Source organism: Streptomyces sp. NPDC046557 (assembly GCF_040645975.1).
Classification (GTDB): domain Bacteria; phylum Actinomycetota; class Actinomycetes; order Streptomycetales; family Streptomycetaceae; genus Streptomyces.
Window position 1 is genome coordinate 732,033 of record NZ_JBEYZH010000001.1, and the last position, 26,424, is coordinate 758,456.

The window sequence follows — 26,424 nt, forward strand, 5'->3', positions numbered from 1 at the left end:
TCCTTACAGGTACTGGCAGGTCGAGCGGGGGACGAAGGCCCCGTGACCGGCCCGGCCGGTGTACTCGCGCCGGTCGATGACGAGTTCGCCGCGCGAGAGGACCGTGTCGACGCGTCCGGTGATCCGCTTGCCCTCGTACGCCGAGTAGTCCACGTTCATGTGGTGCGTCTCGGCGGAGATGACCTGCTCGGCCTGCGGATCGTAGAGGACGATGTCGGCGTCGGAGCCCGGCGCGATGGTGCCCTTCTGGGGGTAGAGGCCGAACATCCGGGCCGGGGTCGCGCAGGCGATCTCGATCCAGCGGCGGCGGGTGATGTGCCCGTCGAGGACGGCCTGGTGGAGGAGGTCCATCCGGTTCTCCACACCGGGCAGACCGTTGGGGATCTTCGAGAAGTCACCGCGGCCGAGCTCCTTCTGGCCGCGGAAGCAGAACGGGCAGTGGTCGGTGGAGACCACCTGGAGGTCGTTGGTCCGCAGGCCCCGCCACAGCGCCGCCTGGTGTTCGCGCGGTCGCAGGGGGGTGGAGCAGACGTATTTGGCGCCCTGGAAGTCGGGCTCCGCGAGGTTGTCGGTGGACAGGAACAGGTACTGCGGGCAGGTCTCCCCGAAGACCGGCAGGCCCTTGTCGCGGGCCGCGGCGAGTTCGGCGACCGCCTCCTGTGCCGAGACGTGGACGACGTACAGCGGGGAGCCGGCCACCCGGGCGAGCTGGATGGCGCGGTGGGTGGCCTCGGCTTCGAGGAGCACCTTGCGGACCTCGCCGTGGTGGCGGGGGTCCGTCTCACCGCGCGCCAGCGCCTGTTCGACGAGGACGTCGATCGCGATGCCGTTCTCCGCGTGCATCATGATCAGGCCGCCGTTTCCGGAGGCCCGCTGCATCGCGCGCAGGATCTGCCCGTCGTCGCTGTAGAAGACGCCCGGGTAGGCCATGAACAGCTTGAAGGAGGTGACGCCCTCGCCGACGAGGTGGTCCATCTCCTTGAGGGTGCCCTCGTTGACGTCGGAGAGGATCATGTGGAAGGCGTAGTCGATCGCGCACCGGCCGTCGGCCTTGTCGTACCAGGTGTCGAGCCCGGCGCGCAGGGAGCGGCCCACGTTCTGCACGGCGAAGTCGACGATGGTGGTGGTGCCGCCCCACGCGGCCGCCCGGGTGCCCGTCTCGAAGGTGTCCGAGGCGGCGGTGCCGCCGAAGGGCAGCTCCATGTGGGTATGGGCGTCGACACCGCCGGGAATGACGTACTTCCCGCTCGCGTCGATCGTGGTGTCCGCGGTCCAGGCGTCGGCGACCTGCGAACCGTGCGCCGCGAGGGCGACGACCCGGCCGTTCTCGATCAGGACGTCCGCGTGCAGTTCGTCGGCGGCCGTGACGACGAGTCCGCCGCGGATCAGGGTGCGGGTGCTCATGTACGTGTCCCTCGCTACTGGTTCAGGCCGCGCAGGGCCTGTTCGAGGATCTCGGCGCCCTCTTCCGCCTCCGCGACGGTGAGGGAGAGCGGCGGCGCGATGCGCAGCACGCTGGTGTTGTGGCCGCCGCCCTTGCCGAGCAGCAGACCTCCGGCGCGGGCGGCCTCCAGGACGGCGGCGGCCGCTTCGGGGTCGGCCTGGTCGGTGCCGGGTCTGGTCAGCTCCAGCCCGGCCATCAGGCCCCGACCGCGTACCTCCCGTACGGCGGGCACTCCGGCGGCGATGGCCCGCAACCGCTCCAGGAGCAGACCCCCGACGCGGCGGGCGTTGCCCTGGAGGTCGTGCTCCAGCAGGTAGCCGAGGTTCGCGACGCCGGCCGCCATGGTGACCGGGGAGCCGCCGAAGGTGGAGATGGAGTTCGAGTCGAGGCAGTTCATCACCTCGGAGCGGGCCACGACCCCGCCGATGGACATGCCGTTGCCGATGCCCTTGGCGAAGGTCAGGATGTCCGGCGGGCCGTTCTGGGCGTGGGCCTGCCAGCCCCAGAAGTGCTCGCCGGTGCGGCCCCAGCCGGTCTGCACCTCGTCGCTGATCCAGAGGATGCCGTGCCGGTCCAGGACCTCGCGGAACTCGCCGTAGAGGCCGTCGGGCGGGGAGGTGAACCCGCCGACGCCCTGGATGGGTTCGGCGATGAGCGCGGCCACCCCGCCGCGGGCCTGGCCCAGTACGTCTTCCAGGTCGGCGACGGCCGCCGCGGTGAACTCGGCGTCGCCGAGGTGGGCGAAGGGGCCTCGGGTGCGGACCGCGCCGTGGACGTAGTAGGTCTGGAGCGGCGAGAGGCTGGTCGGGGACCAGCCGCGGTTGCCGGTGATGGAGACGGTGGAGAACGACCTGCCGTGGTAGCTGTTGCGCATCGCCAGGATCTGGTTGGAGCGGCGGTACGTCGTCGCGAGCAGCAGGGCGGTGTCGTTGGCCTCGGTGCCCGAGGTGGTGAAGAAGACCCGGGCGTCGGGGATGCCGGAGAGGGCGGCGACCCGCTCGGCCAGCTCGACCATCGGCCGGTTCAGGTACAGGGTGGAGGAGTGGATGATCCGCCCGGCCTGTTCGGAGACGGCCTTGGTGACCTCGGGCAGGGCGTGGGCGGTCATCGTGGTGAGGATGCCGCCGAAGAAGTCCAGGTAGCGGTTGCCGTCGGCGTCCCAGACGTGGCGGCCCTCGCCATGGGTGAGCTCGATGGGCCGCTCGTAGTAGAGGGTGAGCCAGTCCGGCAGGACGGCGTGGTGGCGACTGTGCAGGGGGATCGGGTTGCTCACGGCTGTACGAGTCCTCCGTAGGCGTCGGGGCGGCGGTCGCGGTAGAAGGCCCACTGGTCGCGGACTTCCTTGATCAGGTCGAAGTCGAGGTCTCGGATGAGGAGTTCCTCCTCCTTGTCGCTCGCGGGCTCTCCGACGAACTGGCCGCGGGGATCGACGAAGTAGCTGCTGCCGTAGAAGTCGTTGTCCCCGTACTCCTCCTGGCCGATGCGGTTGATGGCCGCGATGAAGTACTCGTTCGCGACGGCCGCGGCGGGTTGTTCCAACTGCCAGAGGTAGGCGGAGAGGCCGCGGTGGGTGGCGGACGGGTTGTAGACCAACTGGGCTCCGGCGAGACCGAGTTGACGCCATCCCTCGGGGAAGTGCCGGTCGTAGCAGATGTAGACGCCGACGCGGCCGACCGCGGTGTCGAAGACGGGCCAGCCGAGGTTGCCCGGCCGGAAGTAGTACTTCTCCCAGAAGCCCTTGACCTGCGGGATGTGGTGCTTGCGGTACTTGCCGAGGTAACTGCCGTCGGCGTCGATGACGGCGGCGGTGTTGTAGTAGAAGCCCTCGGACTCCAGCTCGAAGACCGGGACGACGATCACCATGCCGGTCTCGCGGGCCAGGTCCCGCATCCTGCTGACGGTGGGGCCGTCGGGGACCGCCTCGGCCCAGCGGTAGTGCTCGGGGTCCTGGACCTGACAGAAGTAGGGGGCGTTGAAGACTTCCTGGAAGCCGATGATCTTCGCGCCCTCGGCGGCGGCCCGCCGGGCGTGTTCCTCGTGCTTGGCGATCATCGACTCGGTGTCTCCGGTCCAGGTGGCCTGGACCAGCGCGGCGCGGACGACTTGGGCCATGAGCTGCCTCCTCGCGACGGGACGCCGACTTCTACGCACGTAGACGGTGTCCGTAGGGACTAGAACGTAGGCCTCGTCACAGCGTGGGGCAAGAGCGCCGTGCGCTGTTGGAGTAGTCGATCACGTTACGTCGATACGTGATCGTTTGCGATCAGGAAGCGGGCGGGTTCAGGGCAGGGGGATCCCCGCGACGCGAAGGGCGTGGGACAGGTCCCGGTGTTTGCCCCCGGCGAGCGCGGAGGCCGCGCGGAGCAGGCGCGGGGCGAACCAGTGCGGGTCCCGCCGGGCCAGGCCGGCGGCCTCCTCGGCGGTGCGCAGTCGGACGAAGGCGGCGAGCAGCGCGTCGGCCTCCCGGTCGCGGCCGGCGGCGCCGAGGAGGAGGGCCGCCTCGGCGATCTCGGCGGTGGGGCGGCCGGCGCCTTGGCGCAGCAACGCGTCGCAGTCGCCGTCCCGCCCGGCCTCCCCGAGGGCGGCCGCGGCGGCGGCCAGCCGGTCGGGCGGGAGCGAGGCCGCCTCCCACAGCAGGGTCGCCCAGTCCGCGCCGAGCCCGGCGCGGCCCAGCTCGGCGGCGAACTCCGGCAGCAGCGGGGCGGGCCACCCGGCGGCCTCGCAGAGCAGCGCGTGCGCCTCTCCCCCGCGCCCCTGGGCCCTCAGCCCGAGGAGCCGGGCCACGGTCCGGGGCACCTCCGGGGCCGGGCCGGCGGCCCCACCCCGGGCCGGGGCCGCCGCGCCCGAACCCGCCGCGGGGCCCGAGGCCGCAGGGTCGGCGCCGGGGGGCTCGGGCGGCCCGGCCTCCGGGGTCGCGCCGGCGGGGACGAGGTGGGCGAAGCGGGCGCCACGGGGCGACGTCTCAGGGGCCCGGGGCGCCGCGTCCGGCAGCGACGGCGGCGCTTCCCCGGCCGGCGCCCCCGCGTACCGGGCGCCCCCGGCGCGGCGCCCCCCGCGCAGCCACCGCCCCTCGGGCCGCCCGACCGGATCCCCGACCGGCTCCTCGGCCCTCGGCCCCGCCACCCGGGCCCCGTCAGGCGGCTCGGCCTGCTTCGCCGCCGGTTCGGCCGTCGCGTCCCCGTACCCGTGCTCCGGCATCCCCGACGACCGGGAGGGCCGATCCACCGGCTCCCCGCGCCGGGGTGCACGCACCCCCGACGCCGAGCCGGCCGCCGCGCCCCCGTATCCGGCCCCTGGCGGCTCCGGCCGTTCCGGCACCGGCAGCGCCGAGAGGCGGGTCGTCAGGTCCTGGTGGCGGGCCGCCGCGCGGGCCGTGTCGTCCTGAAGCCACGACAGCTCCGCCGCGAGCGCGTCCGCCTCCGCCGCGTCCCGGGCCCCGTCCAGCCGCTCCGTGAGCCTCTCCAGGGCCGCCTCCGACGCCGCCCGCTGCTCGGCGGCCCGGACCAGCAGGTCCCGTAGCTCCCGCGCACCGCCCGGCGACCGGTCCCACGCGGCGGCGGCCGCGGCCCGCAGCCGGGCCGCGTACTCCACCTCACCCGGCACTGCCGCCGCGTCCAGCAGCAGCGACGCCAGCACGTCCCAGGGCGGGATCGCGGCGCCGTCCAGGCAGGCCCGCATCCCCTCGGGGTCCCGCCGCAGGAACTCCCCGTACCAACCCGATCCGGGATCCAGTCTGCGCGTCAACCCACGTAAGTATTCCGCGAGTCGTCCGATCAGCAGCGAAGTCGCCGTGTCCATGCCCGCATTGGACCGCACCCGTGTTACGGGCGGGCTACGGGAATCTCAAAGCTTGACGGCGATGCCGGTGTGCGGCCGCTTGCCGCGCCGCACCAGCGCGGCCGGCAGGTCCACCAGCCGGAACTGCCAGCCGTACTTGCGCGACATCAGCGAGCGGACCCGCCGCAGCCCCGTCTCGTCCAGCAGCCGCGCCTGCCCCTCGACCGCGACCGCGCCCTCCGGTATGCGACCGCGCACGTCGCAGACGGACACGGTGACCCGCGCGTTGCCGCGGATCCGCTTGACCTTCCACGAATCGCTGCGCGTCCACACGTACAGCTCGCCCCCGTCGGCCACCGCCCACACGGGGGTGGCGACGGGGGTGCCGTCCTTGCGGAAGGTGGTCAGACTGACGTACTTGCCCCGGCCGAGCTCCTCAACGGTCATGCCCCGACCCTAAGGCCCCTACGGACGCCCGTGCGGGTATACGACCATCGCCGAGCCCCCGCCCCGGCGGCTGGGCTCGGCCGCCGCCAGCCAGCGGCCGTCCGGGAGCCGCTGGACTCCGGTGGCGGCGCCGATCTCCGGGTTCTGCCGGAAGGTGTGACCGAGGGCCTCCAGTTGCGCGCGGACCGGACTGTTCCACAGGCCCGGTTCCAACTCGGTGGCGCTCTGGTTGCGCTGGCTGGCGCGCGGCGCGGCGATGGCGTCCTCCAGCGGCAGACCCCGGTCCAGGTGACCGAGAAGGGTCTGGAGCACGGTGGTGATGATGGTGGCGCCGCCCGGGGAGCCCACGGCGAGGACCGGCTTCCCGTCCCGCAGGACGATGGTCGGTGCGATGGACGAGCGCGGACGCTTTCCGGGGCCGGGCAGATTCGGGTCCGGGATGCCGGGGGCGGCGGGCGCGAAGGAGAAGTCGGTCAGTTCGTTGTTGAGCAGGAAGCCGCGACCCGGGACGGTGATGGCGCTGCCGCCGGTGGATTCGATGGTCAGGGTGTAGGAGACCACGTTGCCCCAGCGGTCGGCGACCGTCAGGTGGGTGGTGTTCTCGCCCTCGTACGTGGTGGGCGCGGCCTGGCCGGAGCCGCCGCACGTCGCCGGATGGCGCGGGTCGCCGGGGGCCAGGGGGCTGGTCAGGGCCCGGTCCGGCCTGATCAGGCAGGCGCGGCTGTCGGCGTACCGCTGGGAGAGCAGCTCGCGGGTGGGGACCCGCTCGGCGGCCGGGTCACCGACCCAGCGGCCCCGGTCGGCGAAGGAGATCCGGGACGCCTCGATGTAGCGGTGCAGGTACTGCGCCTCGGAGAGGCCGCGCAGGTCGGTGCCCTCCAGGATGTTCAGCGCCTCGCCGACGGTGGTCCCTCCGGAGGAGGAGGGGGCGATGCTGTAGACGTCGAGGCCCCGGTAGCGCACCTGGGTCGGGGCCTGGCGTTTGGTCGCATAGGCCCCCAGGTCCCCGGTGGTCAGGTCGCCGGGGCGGACGGTGCGGGTGGCGGTCGGGCTCACGGGGGGCTTGCGGACCGTGCGGACGATGTCCTCGGCGAGCGGGCCCCGGTAGACGGCGTCGACACCCTTGCGGCCGAGTTCGGCGTACGTGGCGGCCAGGTCCGGGTTCTTGAAGGTCGAGCCGACCACCGGCAGCGCCCCGCCGGGCAGGAACAGCTTCGCGGTGTCCGGGAAGTCCTTGAAGCGGTCCTGGTTGAGTTCGGTCTGGGCCCGGAACGTGGCGTCGACGGTGAAGCCGTCCCGGGCCAGCTTCTCGGCGGGTTTCAGGAGCTGCCCGAGCGGCCGGGTGCCCCAGGCGTCGAGTGCGCTCTTCCAGGTCGCCGGGGTGCCGGGGACGCCGACGCCCCGGCCGCTGGTCTGGCCCTCGGCGAAGGGGATGGGGACGCCGTTCTCCTGGAAGAGGGTGGCGGTCGCGGTGGCCGGGGCGGTCTCGCGGCCGTCGATGGTCTCCACCCGGTGGGAGGCGGCGTCGTAGTGGACGAAGTAACCCCCACCGCCGATCCCGGCGGAGTACGGCTCGGTGACCCCGAGCGCGGCGGCGGTGGCGACCGCCGCGTCCACCGCGTTGCCGCCCGCGCGGAGCACCGCGATACCGGCCGCCGAGGCGTCGGCGTCGACGCTGGCGACGGCCCCGCCGTAACCGACGGCGACCGGGACCTTCGCGGGGGCGCCGGCCGCCGCCGAGGGTGGCGCGGCGGCTCCGGTGGACACCAGCGCCCCGGCGAGGGCGACGAGCGCGAACTGACGTGCGGCGGGACGACGCATCCGTACCTCCAGTCGACAGCCCGTCAGATCCCCTGTGACGGGCCCGGTCCGGCACTGTAGCCTCACCGGACCCCCCACGTCAGGACCGCCCGGGGCGGGTTAACATCCGCGCCATGAACGACGACGTGCGCAACATCGTGCTCGGAGTGGTGGCCACCGCCATCAGCGGCGGCTTCGGCTGGTTCTCCCGGACGTACCTGTGGCGGCGCACGTTGCGCCGCAAACAGGCGTTCTTCGGGCTGCCCACCGGTTCGGACTGCGTGTTCGTGGTCAACCGGCAGATGGGTGGCACGGAGGGGTCGGTGCACCGCAACGACGCCTTCGCCCTGCTGGAGATATCCGCGCTGATCAAGGACTGCGCGGCGAACCTGCGGATCGTCTCCCACGACTCGGCCCGCCAGGGCTTCGGGGAGCGGGCCGAGTTCTGTGTGGGCGGCCCCGTCTCCAACGTGCGGACGGCGGCGCACCTGGCGTCCATGCTGCCGGGCGTGCGGGTGGACGTCTCCACCGAGCCGGGCCCCGACCGGGGGGTGATCCGGGTCGGCGAGGAGACGTTCCGGTGGGAGAGGGGCCAGGTGGACCACGTGCTGTTGGCCCGGCTGACGACCGGACCGGGGACCCGGCCGGTGTTCCTGATCTCCGGTCAGACCGCGATCAGCAACCAGGCGGGCGCCCGGTACCTGGCCCGCCACCACCAGGCGTTGGCGCGGAAGTACGGCAACGACTCCTTCTGCGTGGTACTGAAGGTGATCAACTCGGAGGCCTACGGCCCGGACGTGGTCGAGTTGGCGGCCGACGTCACGCGCGCGGCGCGGACACCCGCAGCGGCAGTCGCGTGATCCCGTTGATGAAGTTGGACACCAACCGGCGCGGCGGACCCGCCGGTTCGGGAGCGGGCATGAGGTCGCGCCACTCCTCGTAGAAGGTCCGCAGTTGGAGCCGGGCGAAGTGGGCGCCGAGGCAGACGTGCGGGCCGTCGCCGAAGGAGACGTGCGGATTGGGTGCCCGGCCGAGGTCGAGGCGGTCGGGGGCGGCGAAGGCGCGCTCGTCGTGGTTGGCGGAGGCGTGGAAGACCACCACCTTGTCGCCGGCGCGGATCGGCTGCCCGGCGAGTACGGTGTCGACGGCCGCGGTGCGACGGAAGCTGAGCACCGGCGGGTGGACCCGCAGGAGTTCCTCCACCGCGCGCTCGACGGGCACGTCGCCTCGGGCCAGTCGCCGGTAGGCGTCCGGGGAGCCGGCCAGGGCGAGCAGGCCGCCGGGAGCGGCGGCGCGTACGGTGTCGTTGCCGGCGACGGTCAGCAGGAAGAAGAACATCTCCAGCTCGCCGGGGGCCAATCCCGCCTCGGCGAGGGCCGTCATCACGTCGTCGCCCGGATGCGCCCTCTTGTGCGCGGCCAGTTCGCGGGCGTAGTCGAACATCTCGCCGAGCAGCGCCGGCGATCGGGGATTGAGCGGTGTCCCGTCCGGGCCGAGCGGCGGCGCGGGCACGTCTTCGGGGTCCTGGTAGCCGATGACGCGTACGGTCCACTCCAGCAGCAGGCCCCGGTCGGCGGCGGGGACGCCCAGCAGGTCGGTCAGGTTGAGCAGGGCGTACTCGTCGGTGACGGCGGTGACGAGGTCGGCGGCCCCGTCCACGGCCGCGTCGCGGGCGGCGCGCAGCAGCGTACGGGCGCGTCCGCGCACCCGGGCGGCGAAGGCGTCGACGCGGGTGGGGGTGAAGGCACGGGCGACGAGCCGGCGCAGCCTCCCGTGCTCGGGCACGTCCTGGTTGAGCATGGTGCGCCGCACGAACGGCAGGTCGGCCGGGTCGGGGTCGCGGATCTGGGTTGCGCCCAGCCAGGAGGAGTACGTGGTGTGCTCGCGCAGGACCCGTAGGGTGTCGGCGTGTCGGGTGACGGCCCAGAATCCGGGGCCGGCGGGCCAGCCGAGCACCTCCGGTTCGGGTTGCCACGCCACCGGGTGCCGCTCGCGCAGGAGCCGGTAGCGCTCGTGCGGGATGCCCGCTGCGTACAGGCGGGGGTCGAAGACGTCGGGGACGTGATCGGCGCCGCGCGCGGGTGCGTCGGTCATGGGGGCCACGGTGGCGCCCTGGGCTCCCTCCGCGCAAGGGGGCGCGGTCAGCCGCCCGGCAGTCTGCGGCGCAGGGACGCCGTCAGGTCGGTGATCTCCGTCAGGCGCATCGGCTTGGCCAGGAGGAGTACGACGAGGACGAGCACCGCGGTCCCGGCGCCGGTGGCGGCGAACCGGCCGGCCGCCTCGCAGGAGCGGGCGGCGGCGTATCCGGCGGCCGCCGCGGGCAGGCAGGCGGCCAGCAGCCGCAGGTGGGTGCCCGCGGCGGTGGCGCCGGGCCCGGTACGGCCCGGGGTGCGGGGGCCGAGCCGTCGGGCGAGGGCGAAGGCGGTGACCGCGGCGCCCGCGGTGAAGGCGACCGAGGAGGCGGCGGCCATGCCCGTCACGACCCAGCGCAGGGGCAGCACTTCGTAGGCGGCGTAGGAGAGACCCGCGTTGAGGGCGACGATGACGAGGTTGAGGAGGAACGGGGTCCGGGTGTCGGAGAGCGCGTAGAAGCCGCGCGAGAGCACGTACTGGGCGCAGAAGGCGATCAGGCCGGGTGCGAACGCGACGAGTATCCCCGCCATCACCTCGGCGTCGGCGGCCTTCACCTCGCCGTACTGGAAGACGCAGGCCGTGAGCCAGGGCGCGAGGGCCGCGAACAGGGCGGCGGCGGGCACGATGAGCGCGGCGCCGGTGCGCAGGGCGTAGGACACGTCGCGGCGGACGGCGCCGAGGTCGTCCGAGGAAGCGGCGGCGCTCATCCGGGGCATGAGCGCGGTGATCAGGGAGACGGTGACGATACCCTGCGGGACGATCCACAGCTGATAGGCGTTGGTGTAGGCGACGTAGCCCACGCCGCCGGCGATCCCCGCCCGGTCGGCGAGTTTCCCGGCGGTGGTGGAGAGCCGGGTCACGACCCAGTAGGCGAACTGGTTGCTGAGTACCAGCAGGACCAGCCAGCCGGCGTTGCGCAGCGGGCGGGCGAGGCCGCTGCCGCGCCAGTCGAACCGCGGGTGCCAGCGGAAGCCGGCGGAGCGCAGGGACGGGATCAGGGCGAGGGCCTGGATGACGATGCCCGCGGTGGTACCGATGCCGAACAGCCGGGTCTCGCCGGAGGTGAAGGCCGTGCTTCCGCCGTGCGAGAGGGCGAGGAAGAGCCCGAACACGGCGATGATCACGATGTTGTTCAGGACCGGGGTCCACATCATCGCCCCGAACCTGCCCCGGGCGTTGAGGACCTGTCCGAGCAGGGTGAAGAGGCCGTAGAAGAATATCTGCGGGAGGCAAAACCGGGCCAGGGCCACGGTGGCGTCCACCTCGGCCGGGGTGTATTCCGCGGGCGTGTACGCCGAGACGATCAGCGGGGCGGCCAGGACGGCCACGGCGGTCAGCGCGAGGAGCGCGACGGTGCAGGCGGTGAGCAGCCGGTCGGTGTACGCGACGCCGGCGTCCGGATGTTCACGGGCGGCCCGGACCAGCTCGGGCACGAAGACGGCGTTGAGCGCGCCCCCGATCAGGAGCATGTAGATGATGTTGGGGACGGTGTTGGCGACGGCGTAGCTGTCGCCGCGCACCTGGGTGCCCAGGGCCGCGAGGACGACGGCCGAGCGGACGAAGCCGGTGGCGCGGGAGACGATCGAGCCGGCCGCCATCAACGCGCCGCTGCGCTGTACCGAGGTGCTGCGCGGCGAGGTGTCACGGTCCGTTGCGTCGGTGCGTTCGGTGGGCGGCGCCGCCCCGGGGGCCGTCACCGGCCACTCGTATCGGTGTACCGGTCCATCTGGGGTTCCCCGCTCCGTAGTCGATCGGGGACGAGGTTAACCCGGACCCGCTGTTGACACGAAGTCAATCGTTACCCGTACGTAACTTACCCACGGGTTACCCACGGTAAGCCGCTCCCGTTACCGTCGGCACACTTTGTCACCGGCGCACGCGAGGAGCATCGATGCCCCGCACCACCAGCACCGCAGCAGCCGTGGCGGCCCTGCTGGCCGCAGCCGCCCTGGGCCTGTCCCCCCACCAGGCCCAGGCGGCGGCCATGGACGCAGCCACCACCCACGCCTCCGACACCTCGTCCCCGACCCCGTCCTCGTCCTCGTCCACGTCGGAGCTGCGCTTCCACGACATCCCCGGCTCCGGCGGGATCACCCTCAAGGGCAACGTCTTCACCCCGGCCGGCGCCCGGAGCGGCCGGAGCTACCCGCTGATCGTGCTGCCCACCAGCTGGGGCCTGCCGCAGATCGAATACATCGCCCAGGCCAAGCAACTGGCCGACTCCGGCTACGTCGTGGTCAGTTACACCTCCCGCGGCTTCTGGCTCTCCGGCGGGCAGATCGAGGTCGCGGGCCCGCCCGACGTCGCCGACGTCTCCGCCGTCATCGACTGGGCCCTGGCGAACACCCCCGCCGATGCCCGGCACATCGGCCTGGGCGGGGTCTCGTACGGGGCGGGCATCAGCCTGCTGGCCTCGGCCCACGACCCCCGGATCAAGGCGGTGGTCGCGCTCAGCGGCTGGGCCGACATCATCGACTCCATCTACTCCGGCCGCACCCAGCACCTCCAGGCCGCCGCTCTCCTCGGCGGCGCCGGTTACCTCACCGGCCGCCCCGGACCCGAACTCCAGGGAATCCTCGGCGACTTCCTCGGCTCGCGGCTGGACCGCGAGCCACAGATGATCGAGTGGGGCAAGGCCCGCTCGGCGACCTACCAGGTCGACCGGATCAACGCGAACGGCCCGGCCGTGATGATGGGCAACGCCTGGGGCGACACCATCTTCCCGCCCAACCAGTACGCGGACTTCTTCGAGAAGCTGACCGGCCCCAAGCGCCTGGAGTTCCGCCCGGGCGACCACGCCACCGCCGAGGCCACCGGTCTGCTCGGCCTGCCCAACGACACCTGGACCAACGCCCACCGCTGGTTCGACCGTTACCTCAAGGGCGAGCGCAACGGCGTCGACTCCGAGGCGCCCGTACAGATCAAGTCCCGCAGCGACAGCGGCTACGAGGGCTACGCCGACTGGAAGTCGGTCGGCTCGGGCGGCTCCGAGAAGCTCGCCCTCTCCGACAGCGAGCACGTGTGGGCGAACGTCGACTCCGGCGCCGACGGCGGGATCGTCTTCCTCTCCAGCGCCCTCGACCAGCTCGCCCAGGCGCCCCCGGTTGCCTCCGTCCCGCTCCTCCCCCGCGCCTTCGCCGCCGTCTGGCAGTCCCAGCGCTACGACGCCGACCGGCGCGTGCGCGGCACCGTGAAGCTGCACACCACCGTCACCCCGACCGCCGGGGACGGCACCTTCGTCGCGTACCTGTACGACGTGGGCCCGCTCGGCGTCGGCAAACTGGTCACCAACGCCCCCTACACCTTCCACGGGAAGACCCCCGGCCAGGCGTTCGGGGTGGACCTGGACCTCTTCTCCACCGCATACGACGTGCCCGCCGGGCACCGGCTCGCCGTCGTCGTCGACACCGTGGACCCGCTCTACATCGAACACAACCCGGCCGGCGCGCAGCTGACCTTCTCCTCGCCGCGCACCGATCCCTCGTACGTCTCGGTGCCGCTGCGCGAGCAGTGATCCACGGCTGCTGCCGGCCGGGCCGGTTCCGGGGGGGGTTACCGGAGCGGCGCGCCCGGCAGCAGGGTGCCCGGGTCGGCCGGGGCCACATCGACCGCCTCGGTCTTCGGGTTGCGGCTCTGTCGTCTGGCCACCCAGGTGGCGAACCAGGACAGCACCATGCACATCCCGATGTAGACCGGTGAGATGACCATCACCACCGGGATGAAGGGCAGGTCGTAGTCCAGGTTCGAGGCGATCAGCTTCCCGGCGTGCAGGAACTCCTCGTAGGTGATCAGGAAGCCGAGCGAGGTGTCCTTGAGTGCCACCACCAACTGGCTGATGATCGCCGGCAACATCGCCCGCACCGCCTGCGGCGCGAGCACGTAGCTCATCACCTGCGTCTTGCGCATGCCGAGGGCGTACGCGGCCTCCCGCTGGCCCCGCTCCACCGCGTTGACCCCCGTACGGAACACCTCGGCCAGCACCGAGCCGTTGTAGAGGGTCAGCCCGGCCACCAGCGCGGGAAGGGGCTGCACCTTGAGGGCGACGAAGATGAAGAAGATCATCACGAGTACGGGCATGGCCCGGAAGAACTCCACGAACACGGTGGCCGACCAGCGCACCGGGCGGTGCGCGGAGAGCCGTCCGGTGGCGAGCACGGCGCCCAGCGCGAGCGAGAGCACCGCGGCGTAGGCGAATGCCTTGAGGGTGTTGCCGAGGCCGGTGAGCAGCAGGTCCTGGATGCCCTCGTACTCGAAGGGCGTCCACTTGGCGGCGGTGAACTGGTGCGTGTCGAACAGCAGGTGGACGATCCAGCCGAGCAGGGCCAGGATCAGCGCGGTCGAGACCATCCCGTACAGGAGGTGTCGGCGGCGGGCCCGCGGGCCGGGGATGTCGTAGAGGGCGGTGGACTGCGTGTCCCTGTGCAGCGCGTGCGCGGTCATCGGGCGACTCCCCAGCGCTTCTCCAGCACGTTGAACAGCGCGCTGATGGACAGGGTGATGATCAGGTAGCCGACGGCGATCCAGACGAAGGTCCAGATGATGTTGTAGCCCAACTCGTTGAGGGTCTTGTAGGTGCCCAGCAGTTCGGTGACGCTGAACGCGCCGGCGATGGCGGAGTTCTTGGCGAGGGCGATCAGGGTGGAACCGATCGGCGGGATGACGGAACGGAACGCCTGGGGCAGCACCACGCCGCCCAGGGTCTGGGCGAAGGACATCCCGAGGCTGCGGGCCGCCTCGCCCTGGCCCTTGGGCACGGTGTTGATGCCCGAGCGCAGCACCTCGCAGATGAAGGCGGAGGTGTAGCAGCCGAGTGCGAGCACGGCGAACACCTGGAAGGGCAGGACCAGCCCGAAGCGGGGCAGACCCAGCAGGACGGCGAAGAACAGCAGGGTGAGCGGGGTGTTGCGCAGCACGGTCACCCAGACCGTGCCGAGGACGCGCAGGGAGCCGATGGGGGCGACCCGGAAGGAGGCCATCACGAAGCCGAGCGCGAGGGCGAGGAGGGAGGCGTAGACGGTGAGTTGCAGGGTCCCGAGGAAGCCTTCGCGGTAGACCGAGAAGTTCTGGGTCAGTACGTACATGGCGGTGCGCTCTCCCCTCAGCCCGCCGGGTAGCGGTCGATGGCGGGTGGTCGGGGGGCCGGGACGCCGGAGAGGCCGAGGGTGGCCTCGTACGCCTTCTTCCAGTTCCCGTTCTGCTCGTTCCGCGCGAGGGCGTCGTCGAGGGCGAAGCGCAGCGCGTTGTCGGAGCGCGGGACTCCGATGCCGTAGGGCTCTTCGGAGAAGGGCTTGCCGACGACCTTGAGTTCCTCGGGGACCTTGGCGGCGTAGCCGAGGAGGATCGAGTCGTCGGTGGAGACGGCGTCGACCTGGTAGGTGAGCAGGTTGTCGACGCACACCGAGTACGTGTCGTAGGCGACGAGCACCGCCTGGGGGTACTCGCGCTGGAGGCGCTGGTAGGGGGTGGAGCCGGCGGCGGAGCAGACCTTCTTGCCCGCGAGGTCGCCGGGGCCCTTGATGGCCTTCTCCTTCTTGCGGACGAGGAGCGACTGGCCGGCCATGAAGTAGGGGCCGGCGAAGCCGACCTGCTTCTTGCGGTTGGCGTTGATGGTGTAGGTGCCGACGTAGAAGTCGATCTGGCCGTTCTGGAGGGCGGTCTCGCGGTTGGCGGAGGCGATGGTCTTGAACTCGATGGTCTTGGGGTCGAAACCGAGGGAGGCCGACATCATCTTGGCGATCTCGATGTCGAATCCGGAGTAGCGACCGCTGGAGGGGTCCTTCTCCCCGAGGTACGGCTGGTCCTCCTTGGCTCCGACGACGAGGTGGCCGCGGCGCCGGGCGTCCTCCCAGGTGGGGGAATCGGGCAGCGTGAAGCCGGTGGCGACCTGGTAGACGGGCAGGGCCTCCGGTGGCGGCCCCTTCACCGGGGGGCTGCCGGACTTGCCGCAGCCGGTGGCGGCGCCGAGCAGGGCGAGCAGGGCGAGCAGGCAGGCGGGCAGGCGGGAGCCGATGAGGCGTTTCACGGGCCGTCCCCCTCAGTGCTTGAGGATCTTGGAGAGGAAGTCACGGGCCCGGTCGCTCTCGGGGGCCGTGAAGAACGCCTCCGGGGTCCGGTCCTCGATGATCTTCCCGTCGGCCATGAACACGACCCGGTTGGCCGCGGAGCGGGCGAAGCCCATCTCGTGGGTCACCACGACCATCGTCATGCCCTCGGCGGCGAGCCGGCGCATGACCTCCAGCACCTCGTTGATCATCTCGGGGTCGAGGGCGGAGGTGGGCTCGTCGAAGAGGAGGGCCTTCGGGCTCATCGCGAGGGCGCGGGCGATCGCGACCCGCTGCTGCTGGCCGCCGGACAGCTGGGCGGGGTACTTGTCGGCCTGGTCGGCGAGGCCCACCCGCTCCAGCAGTTCGCGGGAGCGTTTGTCCGCCTCCTCCCTCTTGCGCCTCCTGACCTTGATCTGCGCGAGGGACACGTTGGCGAGGACGGTTTTGTGGGCGAAGAGGTTGAAGGACTGGAAGACCATGCCGACCTCGGCCCGCAGCCCGGCGAGGTCCTTTCCCTCGGCGGGCAGCGGATGCCCGTCCAGGACGATCGTGCCCGACTCGATGGTCTCCAGCCGGTTGACGACCCGGCAGAGCGTCGACTTCCCGGAGCCGGAGGGGCCGATGACGACCACCACCTCCCCGCGGCCGACGGTGAGGTTGATGTCCCGGAGGACGTGCAGTTGCCCGTAGTACTTGTTGACGTCCCGCAGCTCGATCAAAGGATCGACGGCCATACGCTGCCCTGCCCACTTGTCGGTGTCGAGGTCAGCGCAAACTATCCAGCCTCGGAAGGGCACTTCGCCTCGACACGCCTAAAGCTGACATAAAGGGCTCCGAGATCAGCCCTCCGATGCCTCGGCGTACGCCTGGGACAGCTCCGGCGATCCCGTCACGGCCCAGGACACGCCCGACTCGACGACGTTCAGCTCCCGGCCGGATGCGAGCCGGATCACGGGCTGGCCGTTCGGCCACACCTGCCAGCGGGCCCCCGGGATGGTCCGGACGATCAGGGTCCCGAGATAGAAACCGGCGTCGTTCCCCAGCCACGGCACGGCCTCCGGGTCCCGTCGCCACCGGGGCATCAGCTGGTCCAGCGCCTCCAACGACGCCGGGCTCCCGTCGAGTTCGAGCCCGGCGGACCTCGCCTGGGCGCGCAGCATCTGGCACTCCGAGAACAGCTCGGCGACGCCCTCGGGATCGTCCGCGAGGGCGGCGGCGAGTCCCGCACCCTGTTCCGTTTCGTGCCGGCTGCGCCAGTTGGCCAGGAAAGGGATGTTCATACCGACCAGCCTCGCACCGCCGCCCCCGCCTGGCCACAGGGCGCGCAGGACCGGAATTCCGGCCGGCCGGTCAGAGCTCCAGGTCGACGACGACCGGGGCGTGGTCCGAGGCGCCCTTGCCCTTGCGCTCCTCGCGGTCGACGTAGGCGTCCTTGACGGCCTTCGTGAAGGGTTCGTTGGCGTAGACCAGGTCGATGCGCATGCCGCGGTTCTTGGGGAAGGCGAGCTGGCGGTAGTCCCAGTACGTGTACGGCCGGTCGTACTTGAGCGGTCGGGGCACCACGTCGGAGAGCCCGGCGGCCCGCAGCGCCTCCAGGGCGGCCCGCTCGGCGGGGGTGACGTGGGTCATGCCCTCGAACAGGGCCGGGTCGAACACGTCGTCGTCGGTCGGCGCCACGTTGTAGTCGCCGAGGACGGCGAACGGGCGCGGGCCCGCCGCGTCTTCCGCGACGGCCGCCGCGAGCGCGCGGAACCAGTCCAGCTTGTAGCCGTAGTGGTCGTGGGCGACCTCACGGCCGTTCGGCACGTATACCGACCACACGCGCACGCCGTCACAGGTCGCGGAGATCGCGCGGGGCTCCTCGACGCCCTCGTAGGCGGGACCGTCGGGCAGGCCCACGACCACCTCGTCCAGCCCGACCCGGGAGATCACCGCGACGCCGTTCCACCGCCCGGTGGCGTTGACCACGGCCTTGTAGCCCAGCTCGCGCAGCTCGTCGTGCGGGAACTGCTCCGCTGAGCACTTGGTCTCCTGGACGCAGAGGACGTCCGTCCCGGAGCTCTCCAGCCAGGCCAGCAGGCGCGGCAGCCGGGCGGTGATGGAGTTGACGTTGTATGTGGCGATACGCATGCCGACCAACCTACCGCCCGGCACCGACAGTCACAGGTGGGTGGCGTCCCCGGCGCCGAGCCGCCCGTGGTCGGTGCCGCCGAGGGCGCCCAGGAGGCCGTCGTAGACGGGTCGGGCCAGGTCGGCGAGGTAGGCGTCGTGGATGTCGAGGGCCCGGCGGGGCTTCACCTCGCGCAGGTAGTCGATCACCTCGCCGATCTTGTTCCAGGGCGCGTGCACCGGGAGCATCAGGGTCTCGACGGGCACCCCGGGCACGGTCAGCGCGTCCCCCGGGTGGAACAGGGAACCGTCCACGAGGTAGCCGACATTGGTGACCCGGGGGAGGTCCGGGTGGATCTCGGCGTGCAGTTCGCCGTGCACCCGGACGTCGAACCCGGCGGCTTCGAAGGCGTCACCGTGTCCGATGGTGTGCACCCGGCCCGGGTAGGCGCCGGCCAGCTTCTCCGCGACGCTGCGCAGGGTCCACAGGCCGGCCTCCGGGTTCGCGTCGAGCGCGGCGCGCAGCCGACCCTCCTCGAAGTGGTCGGGGTGCTCGTGGGTGACCAGAAGGACGTCCGCCCCCAGCCCCGCGTCGGGCTCACTGAAGACGCCCGGGTCGATGACGAGCACGCGCCCGTCCTTCTCCAGCTGGACGCACGAGTGCAGGCGCTTGGTGAGTTTCATGATCCCAGGCTATCGCCCGACGGTCCGCCGCCCCGGCTGCGGACCGGCCTACGGGACGGCGGTGGAGACGACGTACACCCGCGGGTTCCCGGGCTTGGTGAAGTCGACCGTGACGTCCCGGGTGGGGCGGGGGTCCTTTGCGTCGAGGGTGATCCCGTACCAGGTGTGCTTGGGGCTCCAGCTCCAGCCGGCCACGCGTGCGTCGCGCTCCGAGATGGACACGCCGGGCGTCAGCTTGTCCTTGCTGGTGCCGATGTCGGCGAGGAAGGTGTCGAGTTCCTGCGGGGTCAGCGAGAACTGGGTGTAGAGCCGGCTGGTGTGCCAGTTGTTGGTCTCCAGGTAGCCGACGAGCGAGGCCATCATCGGGATCGGGACCTCGTAGACGCTGCGCTGCACCGCGGACGGCCAGGCCGTGCGCACCTTGGCCGCGCCGACCGTGGCCGCCTTGTCCCGGCCGCTCTCGCGGCTCTGGTGGGCGGAGATCGCGAGGTAGCCCGCAGGGACCCCGACGAGCAGCAGGATGATGATCGCGGTGATCCAGCGGCGCCGGACCACGTGCCGGCGGTCCTCGGCCGGGTGCGCGGACGCGCCGCCCTCGTCGGGGGCGGCGGCCTGGCGGGGCAGCAGCGGTGGTGGGTTCACGACGTGGGGTCCTGCTTCTCGGGGTCCGTGGGACCGGTGACGTCGCGCAGGCCCAGCCGCGCGTAGCGCTCGTACCGCTCGACGCGCCGGCGCGTGGCCCGGCGGAAGCGGCGGGCGACGAGCCGGGCGAGGTCGGCGGCGCCGACCATGCCCGCCTCCGGGCCGAGCTGGGCCTTGGCGATCCGGGCCTCGGGGCGGTAGCCGCGGCCGGTGAGGTGGCGCCGGAAGGCGTCGCGGGCGGGGCCGATCAGCAGGTCGTCGGCGGCGCTGACGCCGCCGCCGATGACGAAGCAGGACGGGTCGAGCGCGGCGGCGAGGTTGGCGATGCCGACGCCCAGCCACTGGCCGATGTCCTGGAGCAGCTCGACGCACATGGCGTCGCCCTCGCGGGCCAGCTCGGTGATGAGCGGCCCGGTGATCTCCTGGACGTTGCCGCCGACCTTCGCGATGATGTTGTACGCGACCGGTGAGTCGGCCGCCGCCAGCTCGCGGGCCTCGCGGACCAGGGCGTTGCCGGAGCTGTACTGCTCCCAGCAGCCGCGGTTGCCGCAGGGGCAGCGGTGGCCGCCGGGTACGACCTGCATGTGCCCGAACTCGCCGGCCACCCCGTAGCGGCCGCGCTTGACCTGACCGCCTTCGAGGATGGCGCCGCCGATGCCGGTGCCCAACGTGATCATGACCAGGTGGTCCTCGCCGCGGCCGGCGCCGAAGCGCCACTCGGCCCAGGCCGCGGTGTTGGCATCGTTGTCGACCATGACCGGTACCGCGAGCCGGGACTGGAGCGCGTCGCGCAGCGGCTCGTCGCGCCAGGCCAGGTGCGGGGCGAAGAGCACACGGGAGCGGTCCGCGTCGACCCAGCCGGCCGCGCCGATGCCCACGGCGTGCACGTCGTGCCGGTCGGAGAGGTCCAGCACCAGTTCGACGATGGTGTCCTCGACGACCTTGGGGCTCTTCGACTTGTCCGGGGTCTCCGCGCGGATCTTCTCCAGGATGGCGCCGTCGGCGTCCACGACGCCTGCCATCACCTTCGTGCCGCCGATGTCGATGCCGACGGTCGGGACGCGCGGGGCGGTCAGCAGCGACCGGCGCTCACGCGTCCCGACGGTCCGCAGGACGGTGCCCCGCGCCGACCCCCGGTGGGTGAGCGTGAAGTCCCGGTACGTGCTCATCGAGTCGTGTCGTCCCTCGGGGTGCGGGTGGTGCCGGACGTGTGGTCTGGGCCTGATTCTGCCACCCGCTCCAGTTCGTGGCTCAGCTCGTCCAGCTCGGAGCCGCCCGCCATCTGCCGGGTGAGCTCGTCCAGCGTGATCGAGTCGCGGGTGTGGCTGCCCGCCATGGCTCCTCGTTTGAGGAGCACGAAACGGTCCCCGACGAGGTGGGCGTGGTGCGGGTTGTGGGTGATCAGGACCACGCCGAGACCCGCGTCACGGGCCGCGGCGACGTACTTGAGGACGACACCGGACTGTTTGACGCCGAGCGCCGCGGTGGGCTCGTCCAGGACGAGGACCTTCGCCCCGAAGTACACGGCCCGGGCGATGGCCACGCACTGGCGCTCGCCGCCGGACAGGGTGCCGATCGGCTGGTCCACGTCCCGTAGGTCGATGCCCATGCGCAGCAGCTCCGCGCGGGTGGTCTCGCGCATGAGGTCCACGTCGAGGCGGCGGAAGGGGCCGCGGCCGCGGGTGGGCTCGGAGCCGAGGAAGAAGTTCCGCCAGACGGGCATGAGCGGGACGACGGCGAGGTCCTGGTAGACGGTGGCGATGCCGCGGTCGAGGGCGGCGCGCGGGTTGGCGAGTACGGCCTCCTCACCCTCGATCTCGAAGCTGCCCGCATCGTGCCGGTGCAGCCCGGCGATGATCTTGATCAGGGTGGACTTGCCGGCGCCGTTGTCACCGAGGACACAGGTGATCTCGCCGGCGGAGACCTCCAGGGAGACGCCCTGGAGGGCGCGGATGTTGCCGTAGAACTTGCTGACGTCGGTCAGCTTCACGAGAGCGGCCACGGTCACTTCGCCTCCGCCCGCTTGCGGACCCATGCGTTGAGCAGCGTCGCGAGCAGCAGCATCGCGCCGAGGAAGAACTTGAACCAGTCGGGGTTCCACTGGGCGTAGACGATGCCGTTGCTGGTCATCCCGAAGATGAAGGCGCCGACGGCCGATCCGATGGCGGAGCCGTAACCGCCGGTCATCAGACAGCCGCCGATGACCGCCGCGATGATGTAGAGGAACTCGTTGCCGACGCCTTCGCCCGACTGGACGACGTCGAAGGAGAAGAGGATGTGCTGCCCGGAGATCCAGGCACACAGGGCGACCCCCATGTAGAGGCCGATGCGCGTCTTGACGACCGGGACGCCGGTGGCGCGGGCCGCGTCCGCCCCGCCGCCGACCGCGAAGATCCAGTTGCCGGCGCGGGTGCGCAGCAGGATCCAGGTGGCCAGCGCGACCAGGGCCAGCCACCACAGGATGGTGACCTTCAAGGTGACCGAGCCGACGTTCCACTGGGAGGCGAACAGGGCCCGGGCGGAGGGGAAGCCCTCCATGTCGGCGATGGTCTTGGTGGAGACCGAGCCGCTGATCAGTTTGGTGAAGCCGAGGTTCAGGCCGGTCAGCATCAGGAAGGTGCCCAGCGTGATGATGAAGCTGGGCAGTTTCGTGCGGGTCAGCATGAACCCGTTGAAGAAGCCGATCGCCAGGGTGACCAGCAGGGACACCAGGACGCCGACCCAGACGTTGGCGGTCATCTGGTAGCTGAACATCGAGCTGATCAGCGCCGAGGTGGTGACCATGACGCCGGCGGACAGGTCGAACTCGCCGCCGATCATCAGCAGCGCGACCGGCACGGCCATGATCCCGATGGTGGAGGCCGAGTAGAGGATCGTGCTCAGGCTGGAGGCCCGCAGGAAGCTGTCGGCGGCGAAGGAGAAGAAGAGGAAGACGGCGGCGGCGCCGACGACCGCGCCCAGCTCCGGGCGGCCGAGGAGGCGGCGCACCAGGGAGGTGGGCGCGAGCCGTTCGTCGGCGAGGGCCGGTGCGCTCATCGGGTGCCCCGCTTGATGTACTGCTCCAGCTTGGCCGCCTCGGCGCCGGTGACGATCTGCGGGCCGGTGAGCACGGGGCGTCCGCCGCCGAGAACGTCGGCGTTGTAGCGGCTGAGCCACAGCAGGTCGACGGCCTCGTACCCCTGGAGGTAGGGCTGCTGGTCGACGGCGAAGCCGAGGGCGCCGGACTTCAGGTCGCGGGCCACGGACTCGTTGAGGTCGAAGGTGTCCACCTCGGCCTTGCTGCCCGCCGCGTCCTTGGCCTTGATCGCGGTGGGGGCGAAGGGGGCGCCGAGGGTGACGATCGAGTCGACGGACGGGTCGGCCTGGAGCTTGGCCTGGATGGCCGCCTGTACGGAGGGCATGTTGGTGCCCTCGACGTACAGGTTCTCCATGACCCCGCCGGATTCACCGAAGGTCTTCTTCGCACCGGCGCAGCGCTGCTCGTGGCCGACGTTGCCCTGCTCGTGCAGGACGCAGACGGCCTTCTTCTTGCCGCGCCTGGTCAGCTCGGTGCCGACGGCCTCGCCGGCGATCTGTTCGTCCTGGCCGATGTGGGTGAGGGCCCCGTACGCGGCGGACTGGGCGGAGCCGGAGTTGACGGTCACCACCGGGATGCCGGCCTTGACGGCCTTGGCGATGACGTCCTTGAGGGCCTCGGGCTTGGCGAGGCTGACGATGATGCCGTCCGCCTTCTGGTCGATGGCGTTCTGCACGAACTGGGCCTGCTGCTGGGCCTGGTCGTCGTGGGCGTAGACGAAGTTGATGTTGTCCTTCGCCGCGGCCTCCTTGGCGCCCTTCTGGACGATGTCCCAGAAGGTGTCGCCGTCGCCCGCGTGGGTGATCATGGCGAAGGTCCAGCGCGGGGTGTTCACCGCGGGCCGACCCGCCTGGGCGCTCTTGGCCCGCTCCTCGGCGCGCTTGCCGCCCGTACTGCTGCAGCCCACGAGGGAGGCGCCCAGTACCGCCGCGAGCACGGCGCCCACGACGCGCGCCCCTGTCCGAACCCTAGCCACGTCGCCGCGCCCTTCCCTTGTCGTGCGTCTCGTCGAGCGCATCGTCGTGCATCTCGTCGCCGTCACAGCCGATCGTTGTCAAAGCGGTCCATTCCGGTTCCAGCCGCCCAGTATCCGCCACAGTGGACCTTGGGAGCCCATCGGGGCACTCTCGGGCAGATTGACAGGTCCCCGGTACGGGGTCACGTTGAGTGCATGCGCATCGGGATCATCGGGACGGGCCGGATCGGCTCGTTCCACGCGGCGGTCCTGGCCCGCCGGCCGGACGCCGGCTCGCTGCTGCTGGCCGACGCCGTTCCCGAGCGGGCCGCGCGGCTCGCGGACCGGCTCGGGGCCACCGCCGCGCCGGGCGTGGACCAGGTCTTCAGCTGGGGGGTGGACGCCCTCGTCGTGGCCTGCGCGACGGAAGGACACGCGGAGCTCGTCGTCCGGGCGGTGCGCGGCGGCCTGCCGGTGTTCTGCGAGAAGCCCGTCGCCCCCGATCTGGAGCGGACCCTGTCCGTGCTGCGCGAGGTCGGCGCGGTGGGTGGCGTACTGCAGGTGGGCTTCATGCGCCGGTTCGACGCGGGGTACGCCGCCTCGCGGGCGCTCGTGCGCTCGGGCGCGCTGGGGCGGCTGCACACCGTACGGACGACCACGGCCGATCCCGCGCCGCCGCCGGCCGGGTACCTGCCCACCTCCGGGGGCCTGTACCGGGACTGCCTGGTGCACGACTTCGACATGGTCCGCTGGGTGACCGGGCGCGAGGTGGCCGAGGTGTACGCGGCGGGGTCCGACACCGGCCTGCCGGCGTTCCGGGAGGCGGGCGACGTGCACACCGGCGCGGCCCTGCTCACCCTGGACGACGGCACCCTCGTCAGCAGCACCGGCACCCGGTGCAACGGCGCCGGCTACGACGTGCGCATGGAGCTGGCCGGGGAGCTGGACCAGGTGTCCACCGGACTGGACGACCGCACGCCCATCGCCTCGACCGAGCCGCACGGGCCGCCCCCGGCGAGCAAGCCGTGGACCGGCTTCCTGGAGCGGTTCGCCCCGGCCTACGAGGCGGAGCTGGCGGCCTTCGTACGGCTGGTGCGCGGCGAGGGCCCCAACCCGTGCGACGGCGGGGAGGCGCTCGCCGCGTTCCGGATCGCGGAGGCGTGCGAACGCTCGCGCCGGGAGCGGCGCCCGGTACGGCTGGAGGAACTGCCCGACATGTGACCGCGTGAGGGCCTGCCGGGCCTTGTCGTGGCCGGCGGTCAGCCAGACCTCTCGGTGGTCCGGAATCGGCATGGGGTCACCCTAGACCGGCAGTTGACGTCGGGTGGGGCGGCTTTCGGCCATTCGATCAGGCCGCGGCGCGCCGGCCCCAGGCGGTGCCGGCGAGAACCAGCACGGCGCCTACGAGACCGGCGGGCCCCGGGCGGTCGCCGCCGAGGGCGATACCGGCGGCGGCCGCCCACAGGGGCTCGGTGCCGAGCAGGAGGCTGACGCGGGAGGGGGAGGTGGCGCGTACGGCCCACATCTGCACGAAGAAGGCGAACAGGGTGCACAGCACGGACAGGAAGACGAGTCCGGCCCATGCGGCGGGACCGAAGCCCGCGGCGGCCTCCCACGGGCTCGCGCCGGTGCCCGGCAGCGCGGCCAGGACGGCGAAGACCGCGACGGCGCTCGTCAGTTGCACGGTGGTGAGGGACAGCGAGTCGGCGTCCTGGACGGCCTTGATCCGGGCCATCAGCAGGACGTGCGCGGTCCGCGCGAGGGCGGCGCCGAGGATGAGCAGGTCGCCGGCTCCGGGCGCGGTGAACCCCGCGCCCTGGGTCAGCAACACCACCCCGGCGACCGACAGGGCCGCGGCGCCGAGGAAGCCGCGGGAGGGGCGCCTGCGGCGTACGGCGGCCTCCGCGAGCGGGGTGAAGATCATGGTCAGGCTGATGATCAGCCCGGCGTTGGTGGCGGAGGTGTGGACGACCCCGTAGGTCTCCAGCAGGAAGATGCCGCCCAGTACGAGCCCCAGGGCGCCCGCGCCGCGTACTTGCGCCCCGGTGAGGGCCCGCAACCGCCGCCGACCGGCGAGGGCCAGGACCGGCAGCACGAGCGCGAACCGCAGCACGAGCACGGCGACGACGGTGTGCGGGACGGTGATCCCCTTCGCCGCGAGGTAACTGCCGCCCCAGACGACGGCCACGAGCAGCACCGGCAGATCGGTGAGCCAGGCCCGGCGGGGTGCGGTGGCGGGAACGGGGGCGGCGAGCGCGGACACGGGGTCTCCTGCGGCGGGAGGCGGGCGGAGACTTCGGCGGCTCCCACGGGACGCCGTTCACCGTACCGGAGTGGATCACGACCGGGCGACGGGTTTGCACCCCCGGGGGGGCGCCCGGTCAGTCCGCGAAGGAGCCGAAGCTCGCACGGCCGGTCGGCCGGTAGGTGTGGAGGGCGATGCCGTTGGCGGTGGTGCGGTGGTCGGTCAGGGTGTAGGAGGTAGGGAGGCCGCCCGTCGGGAACAGCCGGCGGCCCGCGCCGAGGAACACCGGGAACACCAGCAGGTTGAGCTCGTCCACCAGGTCGCGGGCGAGCAGCCACTGCGCCAGCCGGCCGCTGCCGTGCAATTGGAACTCCCCCTCCAGCTTGTCCTTGATCCGTACCACCTCGGCCTGGAGGTGTTCGCCGTCGATGACGGTGGTGTGCTCCCACGCCGGGTCGCGCAGGGTCGTGGAGGCGACGTACTTCGGCAGGTGGTTGAGCCTGCTCGCGACCGGGTCCGCCGGGTCGTCGTGGTGCGGCCAGTGGCTCGCGAAGATCTCGTAGGTGCGCCGTCCGAGGAGGAACGCCTCGGCCCGGTCGAAGATCTCCGTCACGAAGCCGCCCATGCCCTCGTCGGCCAAAGGCACGAGCCAGCCGCCGTAGCGGAAGCCGTCGCTGGGGTCCTCCTCGGGCGCTCCCGGGGCCTGCATCACTCCGTCGAGGGTGAGGAAGGTGGTGAGGGTCAGCTTGCCCATGGCTCGGCGCTCCTTGCTCCGTCCGGTCAGGTCGTCACCGTTCAGACTCCCCGGCGGCGCGGGACTCATCGGCGCGGCGCGCGCGAACACCGGGTCCGATTTCCGCCGGCCTCCGACCCCTACGCCGCATTTCATTGAAAGCGCAACGAGTTGGGAACGCACGACCCTACGGAAGGACACGCATGAACGGCACTGTGGCTCTTGTGACGGGCGGCAGCCGGTCGTTCCTCGCGGGCGAGGACGCCAGGTACGTCACGGGAACGGAGTTCTCGGTGGACGGCGGCTACGCCGCGTAGCCCCATGACGGGGCCGGG

Annotated in this window: 25 protein-coding genes; 3 read left to right on the forward strand and 22 right to left on the reverse strand. The window is 71.9% G+C overall.

Going from position 1 to position 26,424, the window contains the following annotated elements; translation table 11 throughout:
• Nucleotides 1–3: 3 nt before the first annotated feature.
• The 6 genes from hydA to ggt form a co-directional block, all read right to left on the reverse strand.
• Nucleotides 4–1,404: a dihydropyrimidinase gene (hydA, locus tag ABZ934_RS03585; protein ID WP_361308044.1), complete on the reverse strand. Its 1,401-nt coding sequence runs from the start codon at nucleotides 1,402–1,404 to the stop codon at nucleotides 4–6.
• 14 nt (nucleotides 1,405–1,418) lie between these two features.
• A complete protein-coding gene (locus ABZ934_RS03590; RefSeq protein WP_361308046.1) occupies nucleotides 1,419–2,717 on the reverse strand; it encodes an aspartate aminotransferase family protein in 1,299 nt (432 codons plus the stop codon).
• Nucleotides 2,714–3,556, reverse strand: a complete 843-nt coding sequence (locus ABZ934_RS03595) for a nitrilase-related carbon-nitrogen hydrolase (RefSeq protein ID WP_361308048.1) — start codon at nucleotides 3,554–3,556, stop codon at nucleotides 2,714–2,716. The genes ABZ934_RS03590 and ABZ934_RS03595 overlap by 4 nt, the downstream gene beginning before the upstream one ends.
• Nucleotides 3,557–3,724: 168 nt before the next feature.
• A complete protein-coding gene (locus ABZ934_RS03600; RefSeq protein ID WP_361308050.1) occupies nucleotides 3,725–5,242 on the reverse strand; it encodes a hypothetical protein in 1,518 nt (505 codons plus the stop codon).
• 45 nt (nucleotides 5,243–5,287) lie between these two features.
• Nucleotides 5,288–5,668, reverse strand: coding sequence for a PPOX class F420-dependent oxidoreductase (locus tag ABZ934_RS03605; RefSeq protein WP_361308052.1), 381 nt, complete (start codon nucleotides 5,666–5,668; stop codon nucleotides 5,288–5,290).
• Nucleotides 5,669–5,686: 18 nt separating this feature from the next.
• Nucleotides 5,687–7,489, reverse strand: a complete 1,803-nt coding sequence (ggt, locus tag ABZ934_RS03610; protein ID WP_361308054.1) for a gamma-glutamyltransferase — start codon at nucleotides 7,487–7,489, stop codon at nucleotides 5,687–5,689.
• A gap of 113 nt (nucleotides 7,490–7,602) precedes the next feature.
• Between ggt and ABZ934_RS03615 the strand changes: the two genes are divergently transcribed.
• Nucleotides 7,603–8,328 carry a hypothetical protein gene (locus ABZ934_RS03615; protein WP_361308056.1) on the forward strand — a complete coding sequence of 242 codons (726 nt, stop codon included), beginning with the start codon at nucleotides 7,603–7,605 and terminating at the stop codon, nucleotides 8,326–8,328.
• Here the strand turns inward: ABZ934_RS03615 and ABZ934_RS03620 are convergent.
• Nucleotides 8,288–9,562 (reverse strand): cytochrome P450, encoded by a 1,275-nt coding sequence (locus ABZ934_RS03620; RefSeq protein WP_361308058.1) that lies wholly within the window; start codon nucleotides 9,560–9,562, stop codon nucleotides 8,288–8,290. The genes ABZ934_RS03615 and ABZ934_RS03620 overlap by 41 nt on opposite strands.
• 47 nt (nucleotides 9,563–9,609) lie before the next feature.
• Nucleotides 9,610–11,298: a murein biosynthesis integral membrane protein MurJ gene (murJ, locus tag ABZ934_RS03625; protein WP_361308060.1), complete on the reverse strand. Its 1,689-nt coding sequence runs from the start codon at nucleotides 11,296–11,298 to the stop codon at nucleotides 9,610–9,612.
• 194 nt (nucleotides 11,299–11,492) lie between these two features.
• Here murJ and ABZ934_RS03630 point away from each other — a divergent pair, with 194 nt between their 5' ends.
• Nucleotides 11,493–13,115, forward strand: coding sequence for a CocE/NonD family hydrolase (locus tag ABZ934_RS03630; RefSeq protein WP_361308062.1), 1,623 nt, complete (start codon nucleotides 11,493–11,495; stop codon nucleotides 13,113–13,115).
• Between the two features lie 38 nt (nucleotides 13,116–13,153).
• On the opposite strand, the gene ABZ934_RS03635 is transcribed toward ABZ934_RS03630, so the two are convergent.
• The 12 genes from ABZ934_RS03635 to ABZ934_RS03690 all read right to left on the reverse strand — a co-directional run bounded on the left by ABZ934_RS03635 (nucleotide 13,154) and on the right by ABZ934_RS03690 (nucleotide 23,132).
• Nucleotides 13,154–14,041 carry an amino acid ABC transporter permease gene (locus ABZ934_RS03635; protein ID WP_361308064.1) on the reverse strand — a complete coding sequence of 296 codons (888 nt, stop codon included), beginning with the start codon at nucleotides 14,039–14,041 and terminating at the stop codon, nucleotides 13,154–13,156.
• Complete coding sequence (locus tag ABZ934_RS03640) at nucleotides 14,038–14,682, reverse strand: amino acid ABC transporter permease (protein WP_361308066.1); 645 nt, start codon at nucleotides 14,680–14,682, stop codon at nucleotides 14,038–14,040. Before ABZ934_RS03640 ends, ABZ934_RS03635 begins: the two co-directional genes overlap by 4 nt.
• A gap of 17 nt (nucleotides 14,683–14,699) precedes the next feature.
• Nucleotides 14,700–15,599 (reverse strand): glutamate ABC transporter substrate-binding protein, encoded by a 900-nt coding sequence (locus ABZ934_RS03645; protein ID WP_361308711.1) that lies wholly within the window; start codon nucleotides 15,597–15,599, stop codon nucleotides 14,700–14,702.
• A 36-nt stretch (nucleotides 15,600–15,635) separates the two neighbouring features.
• On the reverse strand, nucleotides 15,636–16,379 hold the full coding sequence (locus ABZ934_RS03650) for an amino acid ABC transporter ATP-binding protein (protein ID WP_361308068.1): 744 nt from the start codon (nucleotides 16,377–16,379) through the stop codon (nucleotides 15,636–15,638).
• A gap of 105 nt (nucleotides 16,380–16,484) precedes the next feature.
• Complete coding sequence (locus ABZ934_RS03655) at nucleotides 16,485–16,925, reverse strand: DUF6278 family protein (protein ID WP_361308070.1); 441 nt, start codon at nucleotides 16,923–16,925, stop codon at nucleotides 16,485–16,487.
• A gap of 70 nt (nucleotides 16,926–16,995) precedes the next feature.
• The gene (locus ABZ934_RS03660) at nucleotides 16,996–17,775 is read right to left on the reverse strand and encodes an exodeoxyribonuclease III (RefSeq protein ID WP_361308072.1); all 780 of its coding nucleotides are present in this window, start codon (nucleotides 17,773–17,775) and stop codon (nucleotides 16,996–16,998) included.
• Between the two features lie 30 nt (nucleotides 17,776–17,805).
• Nucleotides 17,806–18,438 (reverse strand): MBL fold metallo-hydrolase, encoded by a 633-nt coding sequence (locus tag ABZ934_RS03665; RefSeq protein ID WP_361308074.1) that lies wholly within the window; start codon nucleotides 18,436–18,438, stop codon nucleotides 17,806–17,808.
• A gap of 48 nt (nucleotides 18,439–18,486) precedes the next feature.
• Nucleotides 18,487–19,080, reverse strand: a complete 594-nt coding sequence (locus tag ABZ934_RS03670) for a hypothetical protein (RefSeq protein WP_361308076.1) — start codon at nucleotides 19,078–19,080, stop codon at nucleotides 18,487–18,489.
• Nucleotides 19,077–20,249: an ROK family glucokinase gene (locus ABZ934_RS03675; protein ID WP_361308078.1), complete on the reverse strand. Its 1,173-nt coding sequence runs from the start codon at nucleotides 20,247–20,249 to the stop codon at nucleotides 19,077–19,079. Before ABZ934_RS03675 ends, ABZ934_RS03670 begins: the two co-directional genes overlap by 4 nt.
• On the reverse strand, nucleotides 20,246–21,082 hold the full coding sequence (locus ABZ934_RS03680; RefSeq protein WP_361308080.1) for an ATP-binding cassette domain-containing protein: 837 nt from the start codon (nucleotides 21,080–21,082) through the stop codon (nucleotides 20,246–20,248). The genes ABZ934_RS03675 and ABZ934_RS03680 overlap by 4 nt, the downstream gene beginning before the upstream one ends.
• Nucleotides 21,083–21,084: 2 nt before the next feature.
• Entirely contained in the window at nucleotides 21,085–22,116 is a 1,032-nt protein-coding gene (locus ABZ934_RS03685; protein WP_361308082.1) for an ABC transporter permease, read from the reverse strand.
• Nucleotides 22,113–23,132 carry a sugar ABC transporter substrate-binding protein gene (locus ABZ934_RS03690; RefSeq protein ID WP_361308084.1) on the reverse strand — a complete coding sequence of 340 codons (1,020 nt, stop codon included), beginning with the start codon at nucleotides 23,130–23,132 and terminating at the stop codon, nucleotides 22,113–22,115. Before ABZ934_RS03690 ends, ABZ934_RS03685 begins: the two co-directional genes overlap by 4 nt.
• Nucleotides 23,133–23,327: 195 nt before the next feature.
• On the opposite strand from ABZ934_RS03690, the gene ABZ934_RS03695 reads away from it, so the two are divergent.
• Nucleotides 23,328–24,332, forward strand: coding sequence for a Gfo/Idh/MocA family oxidoreductase (locus ABZ934_RS03695; protein WP_361308086.1), 1,005 nt, complete (start codon nucleotides 23,328–23,330; stop codon nucleotides 24,330–24,332).
• A gap of 127 nt (nucleotides 24,333–24,459) precedes the next feature.
• Here ABZ934_RS03695 and ABZ934_RS03700 read toward each other — a convergent pair whose 3' ends face one another.
• Both ABZ934_RS03700 and ABZ934_RS03705 read right to left on the reverse strand, forming a co-directional pair.
• Nucleotides 24,460–25,374: a DMT family transporter gene (locus ABZ934_RS03700; RefSeq protein WP_361308088.1), complete on the reverse strand. Its 915-nt coding sequence runs from the start codon at nucleotides 25,372–25,374 to the stop codon at nucleotides 24,460–24,462.
• A gap of 118 nt (nucleotides 25,375–25,492) precedes the next feature.
• A complete protein-coding gene (locus ABZ934_RS03705; RefSeq protein WP_361308090.1) occupies nucleotides 25,493–26,110 on the reverse strand; it encodes a dihydrofolate reductase family protein in 618 nt (205 codons plus the stop codon).
• Nucleotides 26,111–26,424 lie beyond the last annotated feature (314 nt).